Below are 25,713 nucleotides of genomic sequence, written 5' to 3'. Positions count from 1 at the left end.
CATGGGATCCAGCCCGAAGGAGTCAGTCGCGCAGCATTCCCGGGCCGAAGACGTCGTAGCCGATCCGGTCCTTCGGTACGCCTCGGCGGAGGAGCTCGGCGCGGACCTGGTACATGAACGGCACCGGCCCGCAGAGGTGGATGTCGGCCTCGGCCGGTAGTGGGACCCGGCTCGGGTCCAGCTGGCCGGCGGTGACCTCCGCCTTCAGCCGGTCCAACTCGCCGGCGGCGGCATCCTCGTACCACAGCAGCACCGACAGGTTCGGCAACTGCTCCGCCAGATCGGGGAGTTCGTGGCGGCGGGCGTGGGCGGCGGCGCTGCGGTCGGCGTGCACCAGCACCACCTCCCGGTCGGTCTCGGTCGCGGCCAGGTGGTGCAGGGCCGACATCGCCGGGGTGAGCCCGATGCCGGCGCTGACCAGCACCAGCGGCCCCCCATCCCCGACCGCGCTGACCTCGCCGAACGGGGGGCTGAGGCGGAGCGTGTCGCCGGCGGTCACCCGGTCGTGCAGGAGGGTCGAGACCACGCCTTCGGGGGCGTCGCCGGTGGCGCGTACCCGCTTGACGGTGATCTGCCAGTAGGCTTCGCCGGGTCGGCCGGAGAGGCTGTACTGGCGGATCTGCTGCCCCCCGCCGTCCAGGTCGACCGCGACGGAGACGTACTGCCCGGGCGTGAAGGTGGGTAGCGGGCCACCGTCGGCGGGGACCAGGCGGAAGGAGATGACATCCGCGGTCTCCTGAATGCACTCCACGACCTGCCAGTGCCGCCACACCGACCCGTCCTCGCCCACCCCGGCCTGGGTGTAGAGCCGGGCCTCGCGGGCGATCAGCTCGCAGGCGAGCAGCCAGTACACCTCGTCCCAGGCCGCTGCGACCTCGTCGGTCACGGCCGCACCGAGCACCTCGCCGACCGCGGCGAGCAGGTGGCGGCCGACGATCGTGTACTGGGTGGCGGTGATGCCGAGCGAGGCGTGTTTGTGGGCGATCCGGCTCAGGATCAGCTCCCACGACTTCTCGTCGCCGCCGTCAATGAGGTGCTCGGCGTAGGCGACCACGGAGGCGGCGAGCGCGGCTGGCTGCTCCCCGGTGGCCTGGTGGCCCTTGTTGAAGATGTTCAGTAGCTCCGGGTGGGCCTTGAACATTCGCTGGTAGAACCGGCTGGTGATCGCTTCACCGTGCGCCTGCACAGCGGGCAGGGTCGCCGTAACCACTGCTGCTGAGGATTGCGAGAGCAAGACCACTCCTTTGAGCATCGATCGGCGTAGAGGTCGTGGTTTCTGCGGCTCGCCTCCCGGACGAGTCTGCGGAAACGTGACCTGGTTCCACCGAACAGACACACAACGGCCCAGATCAGGGCCGAAGGTCCTGGATCCTGCGCAGAGCTCGTCACCGTCGGCTTCGGGACGAGGAGCGGGTTGGCAACGTCGGCGGCCCTTCCCAGCCCGGCCGAGCTGGGCGCGATCGGGTCCCGTAGCTGCGGTAGACGACGTACGGCCGGGTGACGTAGCCGATCGGCGCGCTGAAGGCGTGCACCAGCCGGGTGAACGGCCAGAACGCGAAGAGGGCGAACGCGGCCACGACGTGGAGTTGGAAGCCGATCGGCACGCTGGTCATGAGTTCGGGATCGGGGCTGAAATAGAACAACGACCGAAACCAGGGCGAGAGGTCCGCGCGGTAGTCGTAGCCCCCTTCGGTGATGTTGCCCCGCACCGTGTTCCAGAGCCCCAGCACGATGACGGCCGCGAGGAACACGTACATCGCTTTGTCGTTGCGGGTGGTGGCGGCGAAGACGGGGCCGGTGAAGCGGCGGCGGGCGATCAGGATGACCATTCCGGCGAGGGTGCAGAAGCCGGCGACGGTGCCGATGAAGACGGCCATGAAGTGGTAGTTGTGCTCGGTGATGCCGACGGCCTCGGTCCAGGACTTGGGGATGAGGAGGCCGACCACATGCCCGATCAACACCATGAGTACGCCGAAGTGGAACAGCGGGCTGCCCCAGCGCAACAAGGCGGTCTCGTACAGCTGGGTGGAGCGGGTGGTCCAGCCGAACTTGTCGTAGCGATAGCGCCAGATCAGCCCTCCGATCAGGATCGTGATGGCCAGGTACGGGTAGACCACCCAGAGCAGCACGTGCACCGTGTTCATCTGCGCCCCCCGGTGGTGTCGACGAGTCCGTACGGTTCGAGGCCAACCTCTTCGACCGGTGGGCCGGTGCGGGCCAGCCGGAGCGCGGCGGCGAGGTCGGCGGGGCGCGGGGCGGGCAGTGTGGCCCGGATCGCCTCGACCGCGTGCCGGTACGGGGACTCCTCCTTGCCCAGCGACTCGGCGAGCAGGTCGAGGCCGACCCGGTTGTCGTGCAGCAGCCGCCATCCGCTGTCGTCCTCGGCGGCGAGGTCGAGCAGCGCCGGCAGATAGTCGGGCAACTCGCCATCGACCACCACCAGGCCGGCGGCCTTGTACGCGGCGGCGAAGCCGACGAGCGCCTCCCCGCGGCGGCGGGTGTCGCCACAGGTGTAGTAACTCAGGTGCAGGCAGCACCGGCGGCGGAAGTCGAACAGCTGCACGTACGCGGCGCGCAGCTCGCCGGGGGCGGTTGCTTCCCGATGGGTCAGCACCTGTCGAAGTGGCTTCGCCACGGCATCGGGGAGTGCGTCGAGGGCGGCCCGGATGATCGGCAGCGCGGCGAGGACCTCCTCGTCGGGGTAGCGCAGCAGTAGCGAGGCGGCGCGGGCGGCGACGGGCCGCCAGGTCGTCGGTTCGGTCGTCATGGCTGGTCCCGGTTGATGTCGAGGACGCCGGGGCTGGTCACGTCGCCGCCCTCGCCGGCCGGGTCCTTCTGCGGCCGGGCACCGGTCCGGCTGCCCGCACCACCGGCGTCGATCAGGTTGGTCCGCTGGGCCGGGTCGCCGGCCTCGGTCAGGGAGTCGGCCCGTTGCCGGCTGCGTTGCGCGTCGAAGGTCTCCACCTGGATCGGTACGGGCGTGCCGGAGGATTCCCCGAAGGGGCCCTGTCCGTAGGGTCCGCCGCCGCCCATCCCGGGGCCGCCCTCGTAGTCCAGGGAGCACTCGGTGGCGATCTTCTCCAGCCGGTGGGCGTCCTCGGCGTGGGCGGCGGGGATGACGTAGCGCTGCTCGTACTTGGCGACCGCCAGGAGGCGGTACATGTCGTCCATCTCGTCGGTGGTCATGCCGACGCTGGCGGGTATGGCATCGTCCGGTGTCTCACCGAGGTTGCCGCGGCGTTGGTAGGCGCGCATGGCGGCGAGCCGGCCGAGCGCCGCGCGGACGGGCGCCGGATCGCCGGCGGTGAAGAGCTCCGCGAGGTAGTCGACGGGGATGCGGAGAGCGTCGATCGCGCCGAAGAGGTTGCCGGCCTCCTCACCGTCGTGGCCGGTGTCACGCAGCACGTCCACCACGGGGGACAGGGGTGGGATGTACCAGACCATCGGCATGGTCCGATACTCCGGGTGCAGTGGCAGCGCCACCTCGTACTTCATGATCAGGTCCCAGATCGGGGACTGCTGGGCGGCCTCGATCCAGTCCTCGGGTATTCCGCCCGCCCGCGCGGCGGACACGACGGCGGGGTCGTGGGGGTCGAGGAAGACCGAGCGTTGCGCCGCGTAGAGATCCGCTTCGGCTTCGGTGGCGGCGGCCTCGGCCACCCGGTCGCTGTCGTAGAGCAGGAGGCCGAGGTAGCGCAGCCGGCCGACGCAGGTCTCGGAGCAGATCGTCGGCTGGCCGATCTCGATGCGGGGGAAACAGAACGTGCACTTCTCCGCCTTGCCGGTGCGGTGGTTGAAGTACACCTTCTTGTACGGGCAGCCGGTGATGCACATCCGCCAGCCGCGGCAGCGGTCCTGATCGACCAGCACGATGCCGTCCTCGCTGCGTTTGTAGATCGCCCCGGAGGGACAGGACGCGGCGCAGGACGGGTTGAGGCAGTGTTCACAGATCCGGGGCAGGAAGAACATGAAGGTCTTCTCGTACTCCTGCCGTACCTGCTCGGACACCTTCGCCAACACCGGATCACCCGCCGTGATCTCGTTTCCGCCGGCCAGGGAGTCGTCCCAGTTCGCACTCCAGGTGATCTTCATGTCCTCGCCGGTGAGCAGGGACTTCGGCCGGGCAACCGGGATGTCGTCGCTGGACGGCGCGGTGATCAGGTGCTCGTAGTCGTAGGTCCAGGGCTCGTAGTAGTCCTGCATGGAGGGCAACTTCGGGTTGGCGAAGATGGTGAACATCCGCTTCAGGCGCCCGCCCGAGCGGGGCTTGAGCCGCCCGGAGCGGGTGCGCACCCAACCGCCCTGCCAGCGCTGCTGGTTCTCGTAGGTGCGCGGGTAGCCCTGGCCGGGGCGGGTCTCCACGTTGTTGAACCAGACGTACTCCACCCCGGATCGGTTGGTCCACGCCTGCTTGCAGGTCACCGAGCAGGTATGACACCCGATGCACTTGTCCAGGTTCATCACCATCGCCATCTGCGCCATCACCCGCATCAGTACCGCACCTCCTGCGAACGGCGTCGGACCACCGTCACCTCATCGCGCTGGTTGCCGGTCGGCCCGAGATAGTTGAACGCGAAGGCGAACTGCGCGTATCCGCCGATCAGGTGGGTGGGTTTGACCAGCAGCCGGGTCAGCGAGTTGTGTATCCCGCCGCGGCGGCCGTTGAGCTGCGCCTTCGGCACGTCTATCACCCGTTCCTGCGCGTGGTAGACGTAGACGGTGCCCTCGGGCATCTTGTAGCTGACCACCGCCCGGCACACCAGCACACCGTTGCGGTTGACCGCCTCGATCCACTCGTTGTCCCGTACCCCGATCTTCGCCGCGTCCGCCTCACTCATCCACATCGTCGGCCCACCGCGGGACAGCGTCAGCATGAGCAGGTTGTCCTGGTACTCCGAGTGGATAGCCCACTTCGAGTGCGGGGTCAGATACCGCACGGTGATCTCCAACTCACCGTTGGTGCCGAGTCGCGGCTCGCCGAAGAGCCGGTGGATGTCCAACGGTGGCCGGAAGATCGGCAGTGCCTCGCCCGTCTCGTGGATCCAGTCGTGGTCCAGGAAGAAGTGCTGCCGCCCGGTCAACGTGTGCCACGGCTTCAGCCGCTCCGTGTTGATCGTGAACGCCGAGTACCGGCGACCACCGTGCTCACTGCCCGACCACTCCGGACTCGTGATCACCGGAACCGGGCGGGACTGGGTGTCCGCGAACGTGATCTGCTTCCCCTCCGCCTCGGCGGCGAGGTCCGCCAGGCGTTGACCGGTACGCCGTTCCAGGAAGCGGAAGCCCTCGGTGGCGATGCGGCCGTTCGTGGTGCCCGACAGCGCCAGGATGGCCTCACACGCGCGAATGTCGGAGTCCAGCCGGGGCTGGCCGTCGGCTGTGCCACCCCGCACCGCGCCGTTGACCCGCCGCAGGTAGTCGATCTCCCGGTTGACATCGACGGTGACCGCCTTGTTCGTGGTGCCCAGCCGGTCCAGGAGGGGGCCGAGAGCGGCCATCTGGTCGGCGACCGCGCCGTAGTCCCGCTCCACGACCACGAACTTCGGCATCGTCTTGCCCGGAACCGCGGGCGCGTCGCCGGTTTTCCAGTCGCGCACCACCCCACCCGGGGTAGCCATGGCGTCCGGGGTGTCGTGCAGTAGGGACGTCGCCACCAGGTCCTTGCGCACCCCGAGATGCCGGCGGGCCAGGGCGGAGAAGGCCTTGGCGATCCCGTGGAAGGCGGTGAAGTCGGTGCGGGTCTGCCACGGTGGGTTGATCGCCGGGGTGAAGGCGTTCACGAACGGGTGCATGTCGGTGGTGCTGAGATCATGCTTCTCGTACCAGGTGGCCGCCGGTAGCACCACGTCGGAGAAGAGCGTGGTCGAGGTCATCCGGAAGTCGAGGCTCAGCAGCAGGTCGAGCTTTCCCTCCGGGGCCTCGTCGCGCCACACGACCTCGGCCGGGCGATTCTCGGCCGGAGCCTGCTCCGCCCGCAGGTTCGACTCGGTGCCGAGCAGGTGACGCAGGAAGTACTCGTTGCCCTTGCCGGAGGAGCCGAGCAGGTTCGCCCGCCACACCGTCAACACCCGGGGCCAGTTCTCCGGGGCGTCCGGGTCGGTGCCGGCGAAGCCGAGTCGGCCATCGACCAGTGCGTCGGCGACGTAGCGCGCCGGGTCGTCGGGGTTCGCGGCCAGCGCCTCGTCGGCGAGATCAAGCGGGTTACGGTCGAAGGTGGGCATTGACGGCATCCAGCCCAGCCGGGTCGACTGAGCCAACAGGTCGATGGTGTGCTTGCCGGCGAAGGCGCCGGTGCCGGTGGGAGCGGCGAGGGCGTCGGCGGAGTACGTGTCGTAGCGCCACTGGTCGGTGTGGACGTACCAGAAGGCGGTGCCGATCATCTGCCGGGGCGGGCGGACCCAGTCCAGCGCGAACGCTAGCTGCTGCCAGCCGGTCACCGGCCGGCACTTCTCCTGCCCCACGTAGTGGGCCCACCCGCCGCCGTTGACCCCCTGGCAGCCGGTCAGCGTGGTCAGCGCCAGCATCGCCCGGTAGGTGGTGTCGGAGTGGAACCAGTGGTTCGTGCCGGCCCCCATCACGATCATCGAGCGGCCACCGGAGCGTTCGGCGTTGTCCGCGAACTCCCGGGCCACCCGGGCCACCTGCGCCGCCGGTACGCCCGTGATCGGCTCCTGCCACGCCGGCGTGTACGGTTCGGCCGCGTCGTCGAACCCGGTCGGCCAGCTACCGGGCAGGCCGGGACGGGCGACGCCGTACTGGGCGAGCATCAGGTCGAACACGGTGGTGACCAGCCGTTCGCCGACCCGGGCGGTGGGCACGCCGCGTCGCAGCACCGCCGGCTGGTCGGTGTCGAACCGGGGCAGCACCACCTCCACCGCCTCGCCGCCGGTACAGCTCAGCCGGGGCACGATCTCGCCCAGTTCCAGGTTCCACCGGCCGACGCCGGTCTCGCGGTAGCGGTCCCCGAGCGACCCGTTCGGCACCACTGGCCCGTCCGTTACGGAATCCCACAGCACCGGCCGGAAGGCCGCTTCCTTGTCGTCTTCCCCCAGGTCGGCGGCGGTGACGAACTTCCCCGGACGGTAGCCGCCGTCGGCTGCCGGCTCCAGGCCGACCAGGTACGGCAGGTCCGTGAAGCGGCGCACGTAGTCGAAGAACCGGGGTGTGTTCCAGTCGACGAAGAACTCCTTGAGGATGACGTGCCCCATCGCCATCGCCAGCGCTCCGTCGGTGCCGGGCTGGGCGGGCATCCACTCGTCGGCGAACTTGACGTTGTCGGCGAAGTCCGGGCTCACCACCACGACCTTCTGGCCCCGGTAGCGCGCCTCGGCCATCCAGTGCGCATCCGGGGTGCGGGTCACCGGCACGTTGGAGCCCCACATGATGAAGTAGGAGGCGTCCCACCAGTCCCCGGACTCCGGCACGTCGGTCTGGTCGCCGAACATCTGCGGGGATGCCACCGGCAGGTCCGCGTACCAGTCGTAGAACGACAGCATCGATCCGCCGATCAGCGACAGGAACCGCGCTCCCACCGCGTGCGACACCATCGACATCGCTGGGATGGGGGAGAAGCCGGCGATCCGATCCGGTCCGTACTCGGCGATGGTGTGCACATGCGCCGCGGCGACCAGCTCCAGCGCCTCATCCCAGGAGATCCGGACCAGGCCGCCCTTGCCCCGCGCCTGTTGGTACCGACGTCGCCGCTGCGGGTCGGCCTGAATCTCGGCCCACGCCGCGAGTGGATCACCCAGCCGCTGCCGGGCCTCGCGGTACATCTCCATCAGCACACCCCGGGCGTACGGGTAGCGCACCCGCGTCGGCGAGTAGGTGTACCAGGAGAACGCCGCCCCCCGTGGGCAGCCCCGCGGCTCGTACTCCGGCCGATCCGGGCCGACACTCGGGTAGTCGGTCTGCTGCTGTTCCCAGGTGATGATGCCGTCGCGGACGTACACCTTCCAGGAGCACGAACCGGTGCAGTTCACGCCATGGGTGGAGCGCACCACCTTGTCGTACGACCATCGGTCTCGGTAGAAGGCATCCGCCTCCCGCCCACCGACCTGGTAGAGGGCCCGGCCGTCGGGGGCGACCTCGGCCTGGCGGACCAGGCCGCCCACGGCCAGCAAAGCCCGGCTCGCGTGCTCTGTCGTGCCCGTCATTCGCCTCATTCCTCACCGGTGGCCGCGAGAACACCCGATGGGATGACTCGCCCCCCAGCTTGGCTCAGATAGCCGGACAAAACAGGTCTAAATCGGCGCGATCGCCTATCTCGGTGGCGCTGGTGGATTTCCCGCCCGGCAACACCGTGCTCATCCAGGTGATCGGATAATCGCCAAGTTGTCATGCTTTGGCTGGTTTAGGGTGAGGGGCGTGGTGCACGAGGCGCTCAGCTCCCCAGCGACGACCCGTCCGGGGCCGGAGATGGTCTGGATCCCGGGCGGTCAGTTTCGCATGGGATCAATCGATTTCTACCCGGAAGAGGGACCCGTCCGATGGGTTGAGGTCGATGGGTTCTGGATCGATCAGTACCTGGTGACCGTCCGAGATTTCGCTCGATTCGTCCGGGAGACCGGCCATGTGACGATGGCCGAGGTGGCACCGACGGCGGCGGACTATCCCGACGCCGACCCGGAGCTGCTCGTCCCAGGCTCCCTCGTGTTTCGCAAGGCCTCCGGGCCGGTCAGCCTCGCCGACTACCGCAACTGGTGGTCGTGGACACCGGGCGCGACCTGGCGTCAGCCCGAGGGGCCAGGTAGCACCATCGACGGCAGAGACCTGCACCCGGTCACCCACGTCGCGTACTCCGACGCGGTGGCCTTCGCGACCTGGGCCGGCAAGGAACTCCCGACCGAGTCTGAGTGGGAACTCGCCGCCCGTGGCGGGCTCGATGGTGCCGCCTTCACCTGGGGCAACGAGTTCGCCCCCGAGGGCAAGATGATGGCCAACACCTGGCAGGGCGCGTTTCCCTGGCAGAACCTGCTCCTCGACGGGTACGCGGGGACCTCTCCGGTGGGAGCCTTCCCGCCCAACGGTCACCGCCTCTACGACATGGCCGGCAACGTCTGGGAATGGACCCGGGACGTCTTCACGTACCCCGCTGACCCGTCGGCGAAGGCGTGCTGTACGACGCCGGTCACCGCCGACGGACCGAGCGCGGTCATTCCCCGCCATGTCATCAAGGGCGGATCCCACCTGTGCGCCCCCAACTACTGCATGCGGTATCGGCCGGCGGCCCGGCAGGGCGAAGCGATCGACACCTCGACCTGCCACCTCGGCTTCCGGTGCGTCATCCGGTAGTGCCGGAGTCGCTGCCGGTCCGACTGCGGCCGATCGGCACGAGCACCCAGAGCAGCAGCAGCCAGAGCAGGATCAGGCCGGTCAGCGCGAGCGCGATCGGCAGCTCGAGGACGAAATCCGTGATGAGGAGCACCGCGACGATCACGGCCAGGATCAACAGCAACAAGCCGGTGTTGGTCATCGAGTGGGTGAAGCGGGCCAGCTCCGGGCCACGCCCCTGCCGGAACAGCGCCCGGTGGAACGCCACCGGGGCGATGGTTGCCACCGCCGCGGCGGCGGTGGAGAGGAACGAGATGATGTAGAGCGTCCGCTGGAAGGCGTTGGTCTCGCCGAACGCGGAGCTGAACGGGAGGGCGAGCAGGAAGGCGAAGAGGATCTGCACCCCCATCTGGGCGATGCGCAGCTCCTGCAACAGCTCGGCGTACCGGCGCCGCCAGCGGGTCTCCGTCTCCTCCGCCACCCCTGCCTCCGCACTCGGTGTGGTCCGGGCCGGGAGGGAGCCGGACCCTCCGTTCACTCCGTGTTCACAGTCTGGCACCGATGCGATACCTCGCCGTGGGAATCGCCAAATGCACCGACACCGGTGGCGCGGGTCGACTCGGTGCGCGGAACGGCGTTCACCGCAGCTCGGATTGACGGTTCCGCCCAAGCCGAGCCAGAACGTGTGGAAGGCTCACAGACGGCAGCCGCTTGGCCCCGGGGCTGGTTCCGGCCCGCTGCGGACAACCGCAGACACGGGTTGCCCTTACGCAGTTCGGCGGCGGGTCGTCAGCAGCTCCGGTCGGGTCCCTACCCGAAGCGGTGAGGAGTTCGATGATGCTGTGGGCAAAGTTCTTCCGAATCCGCCAGAACCTGGTGGGAAGCATGTGGTTCTTCCCGCTGCTGGGGCTGGTGGTGGGAGGGCTGCTCGCCCTCGTGGTCCGCGAGATTGACGCCGTCATCACCCTGCCGTCGGCGTGGGAGTTCGAGCCGTCCGCGGCACAGGAACTCCTCACGATCGTGGTCGAGGTCGCGGGGGTGCTGGCCGGATTTGTGGTGGCCGTGAGCGTGGTCGTGCTCGAACTCCATGCCGACAGTTTTCCGCGCTACCTGCGATTGTTGTACCGGGACCGATTCCACCTGGCCGTCGTGACATTTATCCTCGGGACGGTCTCCTTCGCCTTCACGCTCCTGGCTCTTGGTGGGTCCGCGGAGATCCCGCCGCTCGGTGTCGGCATCTCGGGGATTTTCCTCATCGTTAGCTTCGTGCTCTTCGTGGTCTTCCTCAACCATCTGGTGCATCAACTCCGACCGGTGGCGGTCGCGGCCGACGTGACCAAGACAGCCCGGAAGCTGATGGCGGCGCGCGACCAGTCGGGCGGGTCGGTGGTGACCAAGGAGGAGCCGGCCGGGGAGCCAACTCTGGTGCTCCAGGCCCAACGATCCGGGTCGGTGCAGGCGTTGAATGAGATAGCCCTGGTCCGCTGGGCCAGCCAGCACGGCTGTCAGCTCCGGTCAAAGGTGGCGGCCGGCGACTACATCATCGCCGGGCAACCGGTGATGGAGATATTCGGGACGAGGCCGTCGGGTGACTCCACCAAGCAGATCCACGCCATGGTGGCCCTGGGGATCGAGCGGACAATCGAGCGTGATCCGGCCTTTCCGGTACGGATTCTGGTGGACAGCGCGGCGCGGGCGCTCTCCCCGGCCATCAACGATCCGACAACAGCGGTGCAGATGATGGACTACCTGGAGGAGCTGCTCCGGATGATCGGGGCGCAGCCCCTCGGCACGATGCGGTACTGCGACGAATCCGGCCAGCCACGGCTGACTGTGCCCGGCCGGACGTGGGAGGACTACCTCACGCTCGCAGTCACCGAGATCCGCGAGTACGGGGCCAGCTCCGTCCAGGTGCTGCGGCGGCTCCGCGCCATGCTCGAAGACCTTCGCGAGGTGCTTCCGGCCGACCGGCGACCGGCGGTGGACGCCGAGCTTGACCGGCTGGACCAGAGCCTGGCCGCGAGCTTCGGGGGCAAGGTCGACCACGACCGGGCCGTGGTGCCGGACCGGCAGGGAATCGGTGGTCCGGGGCGGGCATGAGGCTGCGCTCCCGAATCCAGCTCGTGGCCGGACGCATTCCGGCCACTGGGCGCCCCGTTCTCTGGTAGAACGAGAAAAGGAGGGGTGTGCATTCCATGGGACCGTTGAAACGGCTGGTGAAGGGTGTTGCCGATGGGCAAGAGTTCTGATCAAGAAACGTTTCGGGCGCTCCGAAATCCGCGCGGGGTAGCGATCGCGGGCATACTTTTCGCCGTGGTCTTTGCCATCAGTATCATACTGCTTCGGTCGGCGCTCCCGAAGGAGCCATTTGCCGATGTGGAGTGGGTGCGTCAAGAAGCTGGCCGGATGCGGGTGGCCCTGTTCCTGATCCCGTTCGCCGGAATCTTCTTCCTCTGGTTCATGGGCGTGGTGCGCGAGTACATGGGCAATTTGGGAGACTGGTTCTTCTCCACTCTGCTCATCGGGAGCGGGGTTCTCTTCCTGGCCATGATATTCGTCGCTGTCGTGGTGGCGGGAGCCATTGTTGATGGTGTTCCCGAAGGTGGCTCCCAGTCCTTGGGTACCGAGACGGTCGGGTTTGGTCGCTCGATCATGCTCGAGGCGAGTGGGATCTACGCGGTACGAATGGCGGCGGTGTTCATGATCGCGCTCGGAACGGTGGGGATGAAGACCCGCCTGATGCCGAAGTGGCTCTGGATACTGACCTACATTCTGGCCGTGCTGCTCTTGATCTTCACCAACCAGAATCTCTGGTTCACGCTCATCTTCCCCGCCTGGGTTCTCCTGGTGAGCATCCGAATGTTGGTCACCGGCCAGGTGGCGCCATCCGACACCGCGAAGAGCTGATCGGGAAAGTACGGACAGGTCGCGTTCCCGCCCTTGGCGCGGGAGAAGGGGAAGTCGTTCATGAGTAAAGCATTCAAGGGCGTTATCAACCTGGGCGCCAAGGATTCGACGCCGGACTGGGACCCCTACGCCCAACCCCAGGCCCCGAAGGGCGCGCCGAACGTGTTGTTCCTGGTCTGGGACGACACGGGCTTCGGCTCCTGGGACTTCTTCGGTGGGCCCATCGAGATGCCGAACATGAGCAAGCTCGCCAACAACGGACTGAAGTACACCCAGTTCCACACCACCGCGCTCTGCTCGCCCACCCGGGCCGCGCTGCTGAGCGGGCGCAACCACACCACCGTCGGCATGTCCTGCGTCGCCGAGGCGACCCAGGGATTCCCGGGGATGAACGGGCACATCCCCGGGGAGGCGGCTCTTATCGGGGAGATCCTCAGCGACCGGGGCTACAACACCTACGCGCTGGGCAAGTGGCACTGTGTCGCCGAAGACGAGACCAATATGGCCTCCTCCAAACGGAACTGGCCCACCCACCGGGGCTTCGAACGCTTCTACGGCTTCCTTGGTGGAGAGGCTAACCAGTACTACCCGAACCTCGTTCAGGACCAGCAGTTCATCGACCAGCCCACCGACCCGGTCAGTATTGACGAGTGGAAGGAAGGCAAGGACGGGTACCTGCTCACCGCCGACCTCGTTGACCGGGCGATCGGCATGATCGGCGACGCCAAGCAGGTCGCTCCGGACCGGCCGTTCTTCATGTACTTCTGCCCCGGGGCGAACCACGCCCCGCACCACGTACCGAAGGCCTGGGCCGACAAGTACAAGGGCAAGTTCGACATGGGGTACGAGGCGATCCGCGAGAAGATCCTGGCGAAGCAGATCAAGATGGGGATCCTCCCGAAGGGGAGCGAGCTCTCGCCGATTAACCCGCTCAGCGACGTACGCAGCGCGGACGGCAAACCCTCGCCCGCCCAGAGCGACGTACGGCCGTGGGATTCGCTCAATGCCGACGAGCAGAAGCTGCAGATCCGGATGGCGGAGGTCTTTGCCGGCTTCTCCAGCTACGCCGACCACGAGATCGGCCGGCTGATCTCCTACCTCGAGGACACCGGAGAGCTGGACAACACCCTCATCTTCGTGATCTCAGACAACGGAGCATCAGGTGAGGGCGGGGCGGACGGCGCTGTCAATGAGAACACGTTCTTCAACGGTGTCCCGAGCAATATCGACGAGAATATCAAGATGCTCGATATTCTTGGCTCGCCCGGCACCTACAACCACTATTCGACGGGTTGGGCCTTCGCCTTCAACACCCCGTTCAAGCTGTTCAAGCAGGACGCGTGGGAGGGCGGAATCTGCGACCCGATGATCGTGCACTGGCCGGCCGGGATCAAGGCAAAAGGCGAGCTACGCGACCAGTACGCGCACGTGACCGACATCGTGCCCACGGTGTACGACTGCCTCGGCATCGAGTTGCCGGAGACGGTCAAGGGCTTCAACCAGTGGCCACTGGAGGGCTCCAGCCTCAAACACACCTTCGAAAAGCCGAAGGCCAAGACCGCGAAGCAAAGCCAGTTCTATCAGATGCTGGGTACCCGGGCGCTGTGGCGGGACGGCTGGAAGGTCGACGCCCTGCACCCGAGCTCACCGGCGGACTGGGGTCATTTCGGTCTGGACCAGTGGGCGCTCTACCACACCGATGTCGACCGTGCCGAGATCCATAACGTGGCCGACCAACACCCCGAGCTGGCCGCAGAGTTGGCGGCGCTCTGGTATCACCAGGCCGGCATGTTCTTTGGTCTCCCGGTGGACGATCGGCCCATCGCCGAGTTGCTCAGCACGCCGCGACCGCAGGTGGCGCCACCGCGAGATCACTACGTCTACTATCCGAACACGCTGGAGGTGCCGGAGGCGGTAGCGGTCAACATCCGGGGGCGGTCCTACATCCTGGCGGCCGACGTGGTCATCGATGGTCCCGACGCGGAAGGCGTCCTCTTCGCGCAGGGCTCCAACTTCGGCGGGCACGCCCTCTATCTCAAGGACGGCAAGCTGAAGTACGTCTACAACTACCTGGGGGAGAAGGAGCAGGTCATCTCCTCGAACATCGATGTGCCGAAGGGAAAGGCGGTGCTCGGCGTCGCGTTCGAGAAGGAGAAGTTAATTTCTCCACCCGGCTCCGACCAGCCCAGTGCCTGCATCGGCAACGCCTCGCTGTTCATCGGCAAGAAGAAGGTGGGTGAGTGCAAGGGGATGCAGACCCAACTCGGCAAGTTCGCCCTCGCCGGGGAAGGCTTCAACGTCGGCCAGGACCGCGGTGCGCCCGTCACCTATGACTACTCCGGTGCCCGTCCCTGGAAGCTGACCGGTGCCACGATCAAGCAGGTCATCGCGGATGTCTCCGGTGAGGCCTACGTTGACGTCGAGCGGGAGGCGGCCGCCATGATGGCCCGGGACTGAGCGTCGCCGCCAGCTCCGACGGCTGGGTGGGTAGCTGTCGTGCGCGGCGTCGGCGTTGACCAGGGGCCTTGGGGGTATCCGGCGGACGGCGGATGCCCCCACGCCCTATCCCAGGAAGCGGGCGAACTCCGGCAACATGCTGACCGCGGCGAATCGAACCGTGCGGCCGACGAAACAGGTGACCGCGAACATGCCCACCGACATTCGGCTCGAGCTGATGCAGAAGACGACCAGTAGGAGTGGGGGCAGGCCCACCGCCGCGCTCAGCAACACCACCGGCACCGCCACGAAAGGCCGGTCGAGCAGGGCGATGAGTCGGTTGTTCCAGCGGCGGGCCACCGCGACAACGGCGGGGATCGACCGGCGGAGGATCGTCCGGACGGTCGCTCGGGGCGGCACGGCCGCCGGGTCCCCAGCGCCGAAACCCAGATCGCTCGGCCCTGTCCCGTACGGCACTTTCGCCATGGTCACCCCGGCCGGCTCCGGCGTCCGGGCAAAGCGGGCGCTGTGCCGCTGTGACCAGCGGCGCAGCCGCACGGAGCGGAGGGTGCCGCGGAGGCCCAGCAGCATCAGCGCCTTGCCGAGGGTCTGCCCGGCGCTGGCGGTGACACCCAGCAGGACGGCGTGCTGTCCGGTTACGGCGGCCGCACCGATGAGGTACGGCTCCACCGGCACCGCCGGGATGAAGGCCGAGGCGAGCGCCATCAGGAAGGTAGCGACCCCGGCCTCGATCATGGTGCGGCCCGGTACCCGGGGACCGGAACCAGCCGCCCTACCACCACCAGGGAGACGACCTTGATCACGGTCACCGCCAGGGCCAGCGTGAGCGCTGGCCAGGGGCTCGGCACGAAGAGCGCGAGCAGCACCAGCGCGCTGGTGTTGGCGGCCTTGGCCAACGGGGACCAGTTCCACTGAAAGACGCCACGGTGTACGCGGAAAAAATAGTTCGGACTAAGCAGCCCGAAACGGAGAAACGACAGGCTGAGCGCCAGATCGACGACGACAAACTGCAGCAGAAAGACCGCGATAGGAGCCACCATCTCGGGTCGCGCCTGCAGCAGCGGGATGATGCAGAGGACGCAGCAGAGCCGATCGGCCAGGATGTCGAAGACCGCGCCGAAGCGGGTCTCCTGGTTCAGTCGGCGGGCTGTCCAGCCGTCCAACATGTCGCCGACCCAGTACACAAGATATGCGGCTACCGCCAGGACCGGGTCCCGGGTGGCGGCCGCGGCGATCGCGAGCGTGACCGCGCCGATTGTGCGTACCGCGGTCACTGTGTTGGCAGCCTGCAATACCCGCGGCGAGGCGGCGGGGGTCGTCGTACGCTCCTGAAGGTTTGTTCCCGGCATACGGTTGCCTCCAGAAGGTCATTTCATCTCAACGCCACTACCGTCGAAGGTGAAGGCGAATACACATTAGAACCCGAGTAACGCAAGAGATCTCGCCGACGGGCTTGCTGTCACCTGGAGGTGGACCGGGTGTGCGTTTTCCGGATTCGTATCCGCGCTGCCAAGATTGTTGGTAGCGAATCCCCGTCGGCGTACCAAGAGGCTGCTGTCGCCGCGTGGTGCGGCGCGGTGGCCGGGAGAACTCGCCGGCCGGCCCTGCCCTCCCGGTTCGCCGCCGCGGAGTTGCCGATCGGGCCGCTATGCTCAGGGGATCTTGATCTCGGCACGAGGCGAAAATGATCATTCTGATTCACACCTCCAAGGCGATGCGACCGGCACCCCAGGGCGGCGCGACCCTCACCGTGCCCGCCCTACGGGACCGGGCCGAGGAGTTGGCGGCGTACCTCAAGACCCTCTCGGTGGAGCAGCTCGCCACCGTCATGGCGCTCTCCCCGGAGCTGGCCGACCGAACGCACGGGCTCTTCGCCGACTGGGGCACCGACCCGCAGCGGCAGTCACCGGCGATCGACAGCTTCGCCGGTGACATCTACAGCGGGCTCCGCGCCTCCGACCTCACTCCTGCCGACCGGGCGTACGCCGACGGTCGGTTGCGAATCCTCTCCGGGCTCTACGGCATCCTGCGCCCGGACGATGGCATCCAGCCCTACCGGCTGGAGATGGGCTATCGCCTACCGGACCCGCCGTATGCCAACCTCTACCAGTTCTGGGGTGATGCCGTTGCCCGGTGCCTACCGTCGACCGGCGTCATCATTGATCTGGCCGCCGTCGAGTACAACCGGACCGTCACCCGGTTTCTGCCCCGCGACCGGTTCGTCAGCCCCCGCTTCCTGACCGTCAACCCGAAGACCGGGGAGCCGCGGTTCGTTGTCGTGCACGCCAAGATCGCCCGCGGTGCCTTCGCCCGGTGGCTGCTGACCGCTCAGGTGGAGAACCCGGCGGACATCGTCGACTTCGCCGAGATCGGCTACCGCTACGCACCGGCTCTCAGTAAGCCCCGCCAGCCTGCTTTCGTCTGTCAGGAGTTCGGGGGTAAGGGACTTAGCGTCCGCCGACAGGACCTGGGCTGAGCGGTCAGGTCTGCTGGGGTTGCCGCGGGCTACGGCCCTTTCGCTGGCGGGGCCAGATCCAGGCGGCCAGCACCGCGCCGATCACCGCGATCAGCCCACCGAGCACGAGGGCGGTCGACACTCCGTCCGAGAATGCCTGATGATAGGCCGCGATCACCAGGTTCCGCTCGCTCGCTGGCAGCTTGTCGAGGACGGCGGTCGCCGTCTGGGAGTTGGTCAGCGCGTTGACGACCTGGGTGGACTCGGCTTCGGTAAGCCCGGCCGCGGTGCTCACCGGGGCGGCGTCGGCCCGACCGAAGCGGGTGGTCGCGGCGGTGAGCAGGACGACGCCGAGCGCGCCCCCCAGCATGCTGCTGGTCTTGTAGAGCCCGGACGCGGCGCCGGCGAGGGCGACCGGTGGGCCACCGACGATGGTGTCGGCCACGGGCACGGAGAGTATGCCCAGCCCGACACCGATGATGAGCAGGCCCAGGATCACCGCGAGCACCGACAGGGAGGGCAGCAGGGCGCTGATGGCGAGGCTGCCGACGCCGACCAGGACGAGGCCCCAGACCGAGGGGGAGCGGGCGTCGTGCCGGGTGACGATCCGAGCGCCGACGGCGTTGAATATCAGGATCGTTCCGGCGGCCGGAACCAGGAGCAGGCCGGCCGCGAACGCGCTGTAGCCCCGGACGTCCTGTAGGTAGAGGGAGAGCACGAAGAGGGCGCCGGCGAAGGACATGTTCATCGTCAGGTTGACGATGAGAGCGCCGTCAAAGCTGCGGGTGCGGAACAGCCGTAGATCCACCAGCGGGTCGGCGACTTTCAGTTCGACGAAGACGAATGCCATGGTGAGCACCGCGGTGGCGCCGAAGAGAGCAATGATCAGCGGATCGTTGAAGCCGACCTGTTGCCCCTCGGTCAGCGCGAAGAGCAGGCACAGTGCGGCCCCGGCCCCGGTGAACAGCCCGATCAGGTCGACCCGCCCCCGGCCCTTCTGCGCCTCGGGTGCGTTTTGTTTGGTCACGATGTACAAGACGACTACCACCGGTGCGGTCAACCAGAACAGCGACCGCCAGCCGAGCAGCGTGGTCAGGGTGCCACCGATGGCGGGCCCGACTGCCTGCCCGGCCCAGGTCGCCGCGGCCCATGCGGCGAAGGCCGTGGGCTGCTCGGTCCGCTTGAAGAGCGCCGGGATCATCGCCAGCGTGGAGGGCAGGATGAGTGCGCTACCAGCGCCCATCAACGCCCGGCCGGCGATGAGGCCGGCGAGGTTGGGCGTGAAGGCGGTCGCCAGGGCGGCGACACCGAAGATCACCAAGCCGAGCAGCAGCATCTTTCGATGACCGTGTAGGTCGGTGAGGCGACCGCCGGCCAGCAGGAGAGTTCCGCAGGCGATGCTCAGGGCGTTGTTCGCCCACTGCATATCGGTCAGATTGACGTTCAGCTCAGTGGCGATGGTCGGCAACGCCACGCCGAGGTTGGAGAACGCGAGCCACACCAGCATGGCGGCGGTACAGAGGCTGATCAGGGCGGCCCGTCGGGACGGCGATGACCGGAGGGACCGGGAGTGCATAACCGGACAATATAGGAAAATCATCTAAGAGGTGGTTGTAATCTAGAGGTGGCCGGGGCAGTCCGGACGGCAGGCCGAACTGGGTTCGGTGGCGGTGCTGTGCTGGGTACCGAACCGCGGTGGCCGGGAGCTGGCGGCGGTGGCGGGGTGTCGGCGGGAATGTGAGGCCGCGCCTCGACGACAAAAGCGGCCGTGCCCGCAATTGGTGGCCTCGGCTCTCGACACGGTCCGGGGTGTGGGCGGGGATAGACGCTTCCAGAAAGTTTGACTCCGATGGTCGGGCGTCCGGATCGGTGGTCTGAGGAACAGCCACGGCGGGTGCGGTAACCGCTACCCACGGGAAAGATTTGGTGGTCGAGCGAAACCTGCGTGTGGGTCCTTTAGCAACCACCCTGTCTGGATGCTAATGTCCTCGTCTTCGTACTCATGAAATGGAGCTAACCCGAGCATGGCGCGACAGGTAATCACCCAACTGATTGACGACCTAACCGGTGGTGAGGCCGACCAGACGATTGAGTTCGGTCTCGACGGCAGGGCCTACACCATCGAACTGTCGGACGAGAACGCATCCACGCTTCGGCAGGCGCTCGCCCCCTATATCGCCGTTGGTCAGCGCGTCGGCAGGGCCAGCGGCCACGGCGGGATCACTAGGGCGGTACGGGGAGCCGCCGCGACCGCGCAGCGTTCCACCCGCGCGCGGAACGAGGAGATCCGGGACTGGGCGCGGGCCAACGGGTATCAGGTTTCGGACCGCGGACGCATCCCGGTTGGCGTGATGGAGGCGTACGACAAGCGGTGAGTGGCCGGCGGTCGGTTCGCGGTTAGTGGCCGCGGTCGACGTAAGCCGACAGCACGAAGGGCCCCTCCCGGGGCCCTTCGCTGTGTCCCGCCCGTATGGGCCGGGCTGCGAAGCCCCTTCAGCTGGGGAGGGCTGCCTATCATCGGCTAATGCGTCCGGATCGGACGTGCTGGCCCCTGCCCCGGGGAGGCGTGGTCGGTCACCGTCCCAGCCTGGGCCGCGCAGCGTCGGAAGGACATGACCATGGGAAGTGAGCTGGCCGAGATCCTGGACGCCGCGGCCGCCGGGCGCTTTCCGCCGCCGGACGGCGGGACGACCGTGCTGCCGCAGCCCTGCGAACGGGATGTCGGGGTGATCGCGTTCACCGCTCACTCCGTGGTCTTCACCGACGAGGATCCGCGTTGGGTCCGGGGAACTCTGGCCGCACTCGACTGCGACCGCCTGGCAACCACGATGCATCCACGCTTCCTGGGCGCGCTGCTCGAGCGCACCGGACGTCGCATGGACACGATCGACCTACTGACAGTCGCGAGCCCACTGGCGGGTGCACCCCCGCTACGGCTGACCGAGCTCGCTGACGCAGCGCATCCCCGGGAAGTCAGGGCACGCCAGCGTCGGGACGATATCCGGATCTGGGCAGCCGACGGGGGATTGATCATCCTCGGCCGGGGCGTGGCTGGCCGCTGGGAGGCGGCGATCGAGGTTGACGAGGGGCGACGTGAAGCGGGCCTCGGACGGGCGTTGGCCACGGCCGCACGGCACCTGGTGCCGACCGGGCAGCCGATCTGGGCGCAGCAGGCCGCGGGCAACGCCCGCAGCGTACGTGCGTTCCAGGCGGCGGGATTCCGACCGGTCGGCGCAGAAGCGCTGCTCGTCAAGGTGTAGGGGCGGCAGGCTGGACGGTAACATTCGCTCCCCGTGTCAGTTGTCCACTGTGACATTTGCCTTTGGTGATGTAAACGACAGTGTCGAGACCGCGGGTGCCTGCGACACGGGTGTTGACAGGAGTACCGAACGTGAGCGTAAGATCGACTCTGCGCTGAGAAACGTGTGTTTAGTGAAAGTGTCACAGGCCGAACGCACGTTTCCAGGGCTATCTGGTGACGGGGCGCTGACCCGAACGGGGTTTGCCAGCGGGATGGATCAGCTCCAATCGGAGCGCAACGGGGGGATGTATCCCGCAGCACTCGCCGCCCGGCTCGGCTGGCATGCCGCTGGAGTCAGGGCCGATGGCCCTGACTTGTCGGATCCAGAGGTGCTGGGCCGGCCAGGTGGCGTGCCGCCTCCTGGCCGCCCCAGGCCGGCCTGAGGCCGACGCTCGAGGCGCTCAGCGGGCTAGCTCGGCCTCACGGGGCTGAGTGCGGTTCCGGTCATGCTGGGGTTCGGCCCCGAGTCGCTGCGCCCGCATCCGTCGCTGCGCCGGTACCGGCAGCTCCGAGCGGGGTCAGGGCCACCGCGGCGCCGGTCACCGCGATCCCGGCTCCGGATCGGGCAGGGATGTCGATGGTGAGCAGGCTCGGACGGCCCATCTCCTGACCCTGGTGCACGGTAACCGTCGTGGGAGGCGCGACCAGGCCGAGCTCGCGTAGGTAGCCACCGAGCGCCGCGGCGGCCGCACCGGTGGCGGGGTCCTCCACGACGCCCCCCGGGGGGAACGGGTTCCGCGCGTGGATGACCTGTGCGGACTCCCGGTACACCAAATTGATCGTGGTCCAGTCGCGCTCGGCCATCAGGCTGGTCAGCGCCGTCATGTCATAGTCGAGATCAGCCAGGCGTGCTCGGCTTCCAGCGGCGATGATCGGGTGCCACGCCCCGGCGAAGGCGACCCGTGGTGGCAGCGTCGTCGCCAGCTCCTCCGACTTCCAGCGCAACGCTTCGAGCAGCGCCGTGAAGTCGTCCGCGGCGATCGGTTGGGTGCGCGGCTCGACGCTGACCAGCGTCGCGGTGATGGTGCCGTCCGCCCGTACCGTGGTGGAGACCTCGACCGGGCCGGCGCGGGTGTTCAGATACAACACCCCTGGGCCGTGTCGCTCGGCATACGCCGCGGCTGACGCAATGGTCGCGTGGCCGCAGAACGGGACCTCCGCTTTCGGACTGAAGTAGCGAACCGCGAACTGTCCCTCGTCGCCGGGCACGAGGAACGCCGTTTCGGAATACCCGACCTCGGCCGCGACGCGCTGCATCTCCGCGTCGTCAGCGCCGGTCGCGTCCAACACCACACCGGCCGGATTGCCGCCGGCGGGATCGGTGGTGAACGCGGCGAACCGTAGGATCTCCATGATCGTGATTCTATAGTGGAGCCCTTCTATGGACCGAGTGCCAATCGCCTCCCGGTGGTCACCGCCGGGTAGCTGGCCAGCTCCCTAGACGGGCACCGGGCTGCGGCAGCGCGCAGGGCCGGTGGATACGTCAGGTGTCACGCCATCGCTTCGCCCGCACGTTGGGGTGAGTCGGTGCCGATGATCCGGCCGTCTGCTGGTTTCCCCATATGGTGGGCTTCGGGGAGTTTGACCACGATGGTTTTCTCCGGTGCCGGACAGCCGGATGAACGAGGGTGAGCTGGGTGTGGGGGAAGCGCCCCGGACCGGGTCGGGGCGGCCGGTCCGACCATGGTCGGCGGCGACCGTCGGGCTGCTGGCGGTGTTTCTGGGCGGGTTGAACATCTCCCTGATCGTGATCGCTCTGCCGACGATCCGAGATGTGTTCGACCTGAGCCCGAGCGGTCAGCAATGGCTGGTCTCCGGCTACTTTCTTACGTTCGGACTGACGCTGGTGCCGGCCGGCCGGTTCGGCGACCAGCGTGGCCGGCGCAACATACTCGTGGCCGGCGTCATGGTGTTCGTCGTGGCGAGCATGGTTTCCGGCTTCGCCCCCTCCGGAAAATGGCTGATCATCGCTCGGTTGGCGCAGGGAGTTGGCGTCGGCGTCGCGCTACCCCAGGTTTTCGGGACGGTCCAACGGATGTTCTCGCCCCGTGACCGCGGACGCCCGCTCGGGCTGTTAGCCGTCGGAGTCAGTACCTCCCGACTGGCCGGTCCGATACTCGGCGGGGCCTTGGTTACCCTCGGCGGCGAGCAGGGCTGGCGGTGGATTTTTTTGATCAATGTTCCGCTTGGGGCCGTCGTCGCCGTCTTCGGGTGGCGGCTGTTTCCCGTCGCCGAGCGGGGGAAGCGACCCGACCTGGACCTGATTGGTGCCCTCCTACTGATCTGCGGGTTGGGGCTGCTGTGGCTGATGCAGGGAGAGCAGTGGCCGGGGCTGCTCCGCTGGCTGCTCCTGCCGGCCGGCTTGGCGACGCTGGTCGCCTTCTTCTACTGGGAACGGTCCTATGCCCGCCGCGGCGAGCCGATATTCAACCTGGGCCTGTTCCGGATCCGGTCATTCGCCCTGGGCGCGTTTATCGCCACGTTCTACTTCGCCGGCTACGAGGCCATCTACTACCTGGTATCCGAGTATCTGCAGCAAGGTTTGGGGCACGACGAGTTGGTGGCGGGCATCGCTCTCATGCCGTTGGCTCTGGGCACGGCCCTTGGCTCGGTGGCCGCTGGCGCCAAGGCCGGACGGATCGGGCGGCCATTGATCGCCGCCGGGCTGGCCTGTGGAGCAGTCGGGCTCGCCATGCTGTTGATCGCAGACCTGTTCCTACCGGATCCACGCTCCCCGCACGCGGCCACCCTGCCTCTGCTCCTGGCCGGCTTGGGCGGTGGACTGGTCACTGCCGGCGTCGGGGGCGGGTTGGTCATTGCTCCGAACCAGACCCTGGCCCTGGCGCACGTGCCACCGGCCCAGGGCGGCAGTGCCGGTGGGATGCTGCAGACGGGGCAGCGCTTTGGGGGCGGGTTCGGGGTCGCCGTCGTCGGCACCGCCCTCTTCACCAGCCTGGACCGAACCGGTGACTGGCTCCTCGCCTTCCGAATTCCGCTGGCGGTCATTATCTGCTTCTTCGTCATCGCGTTTGCCGCTGTTTTGATCGACTTGGTCACTCGGTCCCGATCGTGGTGACGCGCGCTTCTCATTCGGGGGCTACGAAGCTGATCACAACCTCAGCCGGTGCCCGGCGGGCCGCCGCCGCTTCGCTCGAGCCGGCTCGGCCACCAGATTCGGCGACCAATGTCATGGGTGAGGGCCGGCACCAGCAGGGAGCGCACGATGATGGTGTCGATGAGAAGCCCGACCGGAAGGGCGATGCCCAGCTCCACCAGGATCCGAACCGGGAGCACGGTCAGCGCCGCGAAGGTCGCCGCGAGCACGACACCGGCCGACGTGATCACCCCGCCGGTTACGGTGAGTGCGGACAGTACGCCCCGCCGGGTGCCCAGCCGCTCTGACTCCTGCCGAACCCGGCTCATCAGAAAGACGTTGTAGTCCACCCCCAGGGCGACCAGAAAGACGAATGCGAACAGGAGGAACTCCGGGTCTACCTTGGGGACGTTGAGCAGATACCGGAAGATCAGCACGCAGATTCCCACGGTGGCGGTAAAGGAGAGAACCACGGTCAGGACCAGGAGTATCGGTGCGAGCAGAGCGCGCAACAACACCGCCAGGCAGAGCAGGATCACGGCCAGGACGACCGGAAAGATGACCTGTTGATCCCGATCGGCGGCGTTGGCCGTGTCCACATTTGTTGCCGTGAAGCCACCGACCACGGAGTCGGAGCCGGGCACCGCGTGAACGGCGGTACGGAGCCGCCGCAGGGTCTGCTCAGCGCTGTCACCGTCCGGTGCGTCGCTCATGGTCGCGTTGAGCTGTGCCCGTCCGTTCACGACCTTCGGTGCGGCCCCGGCTTCCGCAGCTGTTGTTGAGGCCCCACCCGCCGCGGTGACCGGTGCCACGGAGGCGATTCCCGACACCTGGCGGGCCGCGCCGGCGACCTGGTCGATGGTCTCCGCGTTGGTCACGATGATGGCCGGGCTGCCGGTGCCGCCGGGGTAGTGCTGGTCAAGCAGACGCTGCCCGCTGACCGACGACCGGTTTCCGGAGAAGAGCAGGTCATCCTGGTTGATTGCCTGCTTTCCGAGCTGGGTGACCCCGATCGCGGCCACGCCGAGGCCGATGGCGGCGATCACCCACACCAGTCGGTCTCGTCGGCCGATGAGGCGGGCGACCGGGGTCCAGAGGCGGTGCGAGGTGGTCGCGGCCCGCTGCTCCGGGCGCGGAGTCCGCGGCCAGAACACCCGTCGACCACCCAGGACGAGCAGCGCGGGGAGGAAAGTGAGCATCACCAGCAGCGTGCAGGCGATGCCGATGGCGGAGACCGGTCCGAGGGAGCGGGTGGAGCTGAGCACCGACAACAGCAGGGCGAGCAGGCCGAGGATGACCGTCGAGCCGGAGGCGATGATCGCCGGAGCGGCACCGCGCCACGCCACCCTCATCGCGTCAACGGGGCGTGCCCTCCTGGTCAACTCCTCGCGGTAACGCGCTATGAGCAGCAGCGCGTAGTCGGTGCCCGCACCGAAGACGAGCACGGTGAGGATCCCCCGCGACTCCCCACTCAGCTTGATCACATCCGCGTCGGCCAGCCAGTACACGAAGACCGTGGCCAACACGTACGAGAGCCCGGCGGCGATCAGTGGAAGCGCCCACAAGACCGGACTACGGTAGATGATCAGCAGGACTACCAGCACCGCGCCCAGGGTGACGACCAGCAGCTCGCCGCCCACTCCGGCCAATACCGTGATCAGGTCGCCCCGTAGGGCGGCGGGGCCGGTGACCTCGATGGTCAGTCCGCCCTGGTCGCCGCCGGTGATCGCGCGCAACTGATCGATGACGTCGTTCTCCGCCTGTCCCACGGCGTTGTCGATCGGGACGACCACCAGCAGGGCCTGCCCGTCCTGGCTCTGGACGGGGGGCGCGATGGGCCCGACAACCCACCGCACCTGACCGAAGCGGGTCAGGTCTGAGTCCGCCCGTTCCTGGTCATCAATGGTGATCCCGGCCGAACGCTCGTAGACCACCAGGGCGGGCGTGGTGTCCGCACCGGTGATGTCACGGCTGTCCTGCTGCGCCTGCTGCGACTCCGCATCAGCGGGCAGGAACGTCTGAAAGTTGTCGATCTCGACCTGGTCGAGGCGGCCGGGGAACGAGTGGGCCACACCGCCGATCACGAGCCACCCGAGGGTCACCACCACCGCGATCAGAGTCCCGACGTGGCGAGTAGGCATCGCGGCCCCCGTCAACGTTTGGTTCGCGGGTACCGGCGGCCCGACCTGCCGTGCGGCCCCGCGGGCAGCAGCGGGTCTGGCCCCG

Annotated in this window: 19 protein-coding genes; 8 read left to right on the top strand and 11 right to left on the bottom strand. The window is 67.8% G+C overall.

Translation table 11 applies throughout. The features are described 5' to 3' along the window. Positions 1–22: 22 nt before the first annotated feature. The 5 genes from SALPAC4_RS0100325 to SALPAC4_RS0100305 all read right to left on the bottom strand — a co-directional run bounded on the left by SALPAC4_RS0100325 (position 23) and on the right by SALPAC4_RS0100305 (position 8,156). Positions 23–1,240, bottom strand: coding sequence for a globin domain-containing protein (locus tag SALPAC4_RS0100325; RefSeq protein WP_019868659.1), 1,218 nt, complete (start codon positions 1,238–1,240; stop codon positions 23–25). A gap of 145 nt (positions 1,241–1,385) precedes the next feature. Continuing rightward, the gene (gene narI / locus SALPAC4_RS0100320; RefSeq protein ID WP_019868658.1) at positions 1,386–2,144 is read right to left on the bottom strand and encodes a respiratory nitrate reductase subunit gamma; all 759 of its coding nucleotides are present in this window, start codon (positions 2,142–2,144) and stop codon (positions 1,386–1,388) included. Continuing rightward, the gene (gene narJ, locus SALPAC4_RS0100315) at positions 2,141–2,767 is read right to left on the bottom strand and encodes a nitrate reductase molybdenum cofactor assembly chaperone (RefSeq protein ID WP_018734820.1); all 627 of its coding nucleotides are present in this window, start codon (positions 2,765–2,767) and stop codon (positions 2,141–2,143) included. Before narJ ends, narI begins: the two co-directional genes overlap by 4 nt. After that, positions 2,764–4,491, bottom strand: coding sequence for a nitrate reductase subunit beta (narH, locus tag SALPAC4_RS0100310; protein ID WP_019868657.1), 1,728 nt, complete (start codon positions 4,489–4,491; stop codon positions 2,764–2,766). The genes narJ and narH overlap by 4 nt, the downstream gene beginning before the upstream one ends. Beyond that, complete coding sequence (locus tag SALPAC4_RS0100305) at positions 4,491–8,156, bottom strand: nitrate reductase subunit alpha (RefSeq protein ID WP_019868656.1); 3,666 nt, start codon at positions 8,154–8,156, stop codon at positions 4,491–4,493. The genes narH and SALPAC4_RS0100305 overlap by 1 nt, the downstream gene beginning before the upstream one ends. Before the next feature lie 202 nt (positions 8,157–8,358). On the opposite strand from SALPAC4_RS0100305, the gene SALPAC4_RS0100300 reads away from it, so the two are divergent. Beyond that, the gene (locus tag SALPAC4_RS0100300) at positions 8,359–9,294 is read left to right on the top strand and encodes a formylglycine-generating enzyme family protein (protein WP_026323597.1); all 936 of its coding nucleotides are present in this window, start codon (positions 8,359–8,361) and stop codon (positions 9,292–9,294) included. Here the strand turns inward: SALPAC4_RS0100300 and SALPAC4_RS0100295 are convergent. After that, positions 9,284–9,754, bottom strand: coding sequence for a DUF6328 family protein (locus SALPAC4_RS0100295; protein ID WP_019868655.1), 471 nt, complete (start codon positions 9,752–9,754; stop codon positions 9,284–9,286). The genes SALPAC4_RS0100300 and SALPAC4_RS0100295 overlap by 11 nt on opposite strands. A 353-nt stretch (positions 9,755–10,107) precedes the next feature. Here SALPAC4_RS0100295 and SALPAC4_RS0100290 point away from each other — a divergent pair, with 353 nt between their 5' ends. The 3 genes from SALPAC4_RS0100290 (at position 10,108) to SALPAC4_RS0100280 (ending at position 14,637) form a co-directional block, all read left to right on the top strand. Next, on the top strand, positions 10,108–11,373 hold the full coding sequence (locus SALPAC4_RS0100290) for a DUF2254 domain-containing protein (protein WP_027644673.1): 1,266 nt from the start codon (positions 10,108–10,110) through the stop codon (positions 11,371–11,373). A gap of 132 nt (positions 11,374–11,505) precedes the next feature. Beyond that, a complete protein-coding gene (locus tag SALPAC4_RS0100285) occupies positions 11,506–12,180 on the top strand; it encodes a hypothetical protein (protein WP_027644674.1) in 675 nt (224 codons plus the stop codon). Positions 12,181–12,240: 60 nt separating this feature from the next. After that, positions 12,241–14,637: an arylsulfatase gene (locus SALPAC4_RS0100280; RefSeq protein WP_019868652.1), complete on the top strand. Its 2,397-nt coding sequence runs from the start codon at positions 12,241–12,243 to the stop codon at positions 14,635–14,637. A gap of 105 nt (positions 14,638–14,742) precedes the next feature. On the opposite strand, the gene SALPAC4_RS0100275 is transcribed toward SALPAC4_RS0100280, so the two are convergent. Further along, positions 14,743–15,372: a hypothetical protein gene (locus tag SALPAC4_RS0100275; RefSeq protein WP_019868651.1), complete on the bottom strand. Its 630-nt coding sequence runs from the start codon at positions 15,370–15,372 to the stop codon at positions 14,743–14,745. Then, positions 15,369–15,986, bottom strand: coding sequence for a CDP-alcohol phosphatidyltransferase family protein (locus SALPAC4_RS0100270; RefSeq protein WP_027644675.1), 618 nt, complete (start codon positions 15,984–15,986; stop codon positions 15,369–15,371). Before SALPAC4_RS0100270 ends, SALPAC4_RS0100275 begins: the two co-directional genes overlap by 4 nt. Before the next feature lie 335 nt (positions 15,987–16,321). Here SALPAC4_RS0100270 and SALPAC4_RS0100265 point away from each other — a divergent pair, with 335 nt between their 5' ends. Next, positions 16,322–17,113 carry a YaaA family protein gene (locus SALPAC4_RS0100265; protein ID WP_019868649.1) on the top strand — a complete coding sequence of 264 codons (792 nt, stop codon included), beginning with the start codon at positions 16,322–16,324 and terminating at the stop codon, positions 17,111–17,113. Positions 17,114–17,117: 4 nt separating this feature from the next. Here SALPAC4_RS0100265 and SALPAC4_RS0100260 read toward each other — a convergent pair whose 3' ends face one another. After that, positions 17,118–18,668: an MFS transporter gene (locus tag SALPAC4_RS0100260; RefSeq protein ID WP_019868648.1), complete on the bottom strand. Its 1,551-nt coding sequence runs from the start codon at positions 18,666–18,668 to the stop codon at positions 17,118–17,120. Between the two features lie 448 nt (positions 18,669–19,116). Here SALPAC4_RS0100260 and SALPAC4_RS0100255 point away from each other — a divergent pair, with 448 nt between their 5' ends. Together SALPAC4_RS0100255 and SALPAC4_RS0100250 are read left to right on the top strand one after the other, a co-directional pair. Beyond that, on the top strand, positions 19,117–19,467 hold the full coding sequence (locus SALPAC4_RS0100255) for a histone-like nucleoid-structuring protein Lsr2 (protein WP_018251410.1): 351 nt from the start codon (positions 19,117–19,119) through the stop codon (positions 19,465–19,467). A 243-nt stretch (positions 19,468–19,710) separates the two neighbouring features. After that, positions 19,711–20,352, top strand: a complete 642-nt coding sequence (locus SALPAC4_RS0100250; protein WP_027644676.1) for a hypothetical protein — start codon at positions 19,711–19,713, stop codon at positions 20,350–20,352. A gap of 485 nt (positions 20,353–20,837) precedes the next feature. Here SALPAC4_RS0100250 and SALPAC4_RS0100245 read toward each other — a convergent pair whose 3' ends face one another. Next, a complete protein-coding gene (locus SALPAC4_RS0100245; RefSeq protein ID WP_019868646.1) occupies positions 20,838–21,746 on the bottom strand; it encodes a PhzF family phenazine biosynthesis protein in 909 nt (302 codons plus the stop codon). A gap of 265 nt (positions 21,747–22,011) precedes the next feature. On the opposite strand from SALPAC4_RS0100245, the gene SALPAC4_RS0100240 reads away from it, so the two are divergent. After that, the gene (locus SALPAC4_RS0100240; protein ID WP_019868645.1) at positions 22,012–23,469 is read left to right on the top strand and encodes an MFS transporter; all 1,458 of its coding nucleotides are present in this window, start codon (positions 22,012–22,014) and stop codon (positions 23,467–23,469) included. 41 nt (positions 23,470–23,510) lie between these two features. Here SALPAC4_RS0100240 and SALPAC4_RS0100235 read toward each other — a convergent pair whose 3' ends face one another. Continuing rightward, complete coding sequence (locus SALPAC4_RS0100235) at positions 23,511–25,628, bottom strand: MMPL family transporter (protein WP_027644677.1); 2,118 nt, start codon at positions 25,626–25,628, stop codon at positions 23,511–23,513. Between the last annotated feature and the right edge of the window lie 85 nt (positions 25,629–25,713).

This window comes from Salinispora oceanensis, from assembly GCF_000383575.1.
GTDB classification, from domain to species: domain Bacteria; phylum Actinomycetota; class Actinomycetes; order Mycobacteriales; family Micromonosporaceae; genus Micromonospora; species Micromonospora oceanensis.
This window is presented reverse-complemented; position numbering and strand designations above follow the sequence as displayed.

Excerpts from the sequence above, each read along its gene's own strand:
- narI (WP_019868658.1), bottom strand. The coding sequence starts at position 2,144 with ATGAACACGGTGCACGTGCTGCTCTGGGTGGTCTACCCGTACCTGGCC.
- narJ (WP_018734820.1), bottom strand. The coding sequence starts at position 2,767 with ATGACGACCGAACCGACGACCTGGCGGCCCGTCGCCGCCCGCGCCGCC.
- narH (WP_019868657.1), bottom strand. The coding sequence starts at position 4,491 with ATGCGGGTGATGGCGCAGATGGCGATGGTGATGAACCTGGACAAGTGC.
- SALPAC4_RS0100305 (WP_019868656.1), bottom strand. The coding sequence starts at position 8,156 with ATGACGGGCACGACAGAGCACGCGAGCCGGGCTTTGCTGGCCGTGGGC.
- SALPAC4_RS0100290 (WP_027644673.1), top strand. The coding sequence starts at position 10,108 with ATGATGCTGTGGGCAAAGTTCTTCCGAATCCGCCAGAACCTGGTGGGA.
- SALPAC4_RS0100285 (WP_027644674.1), top strand. The coding sequence starts at position 11,506 with ATGGGCAAGAGTTCTGATCAAGAAACGTTTCGGGCGCTCCGAAATCCG.
- SALPAC4_RS0100280 (WP_019868652.1), top strand. The coding sequence starts at position 12,241 with ATGAGTAAAGCATTCAAGGGCGTTATCAACCTGGGCGCCAAGGATTCG.
- SALPAC4_RS0100275 (WP_019868651.1), bottom strand. The coding sequence starts at position 15,372 with ATGATCGAGGCCGGGGTCGCTACCTTCCTGATGGCGCTCGCCTCGGCC.
- SALPAC4_RS0100270 (WP_027644675.1), bottom strand. The coding sequence starts at position 15,986 with ATGCCGGGAACAAACCTTCAGGAGCGTACGACGACCCCCGCCGCCTCG.
- SALPAC4_RS0100265 (WP_019868649.1), top strand. The coding sequence starts at position 16,322 with ATGATCATTCTGATTCACACCTCCAAGGCGATGCGACCGGCACCCCAG.
- SALPAC4_RS0100260 (WP_019868648.1), bottom strand. The coding sequence starts at position 18,668 with ATGCACTCCCGGTCCCTCCGGTCATCGCCGTCCCGACGGGCCGCCCTG.
- SALPAC4_RS0100255 (WP_018251410.1), top strand. The coding sequence starts at position 19,117 with ATGGCGCGACAGGTAATCACCCAACTGATTGACGACCTAACCGGTGGT.
- SALPAC4_RS0100250 (WP_027644676.1), top strand. The coding sequence starts at position 19,711 with ATGGGAAGTGAGCTGGCCGAGATCCTGGACGCCGCGGCCGCCGGGCGC.
- SALPAC4_RS0100245 (WP_019868646.1), bottom strand. The coding sequence starts at position 21,746 with ATGGAGATCCTACGGTTCGCCGCGTTCACCACCGATCCCGCCGGCGGC.
- SALPAC4_RS0100240 (WP_019868645.1), top strand. The coding sequence starts at position 22,012 with ATGAACGAGGGTGAGCTGGGTGTGGGGGAAGCGCCCCGGACCGGGTCG.
- SALPAC4_RS0100235 (WP_027644677.1), bottom strand. The coding sequence starts at position 25,628 with ATGCCTACTCGCCACGTCGGGACTCTGATCGCGGTGGTGGTGACCCTC.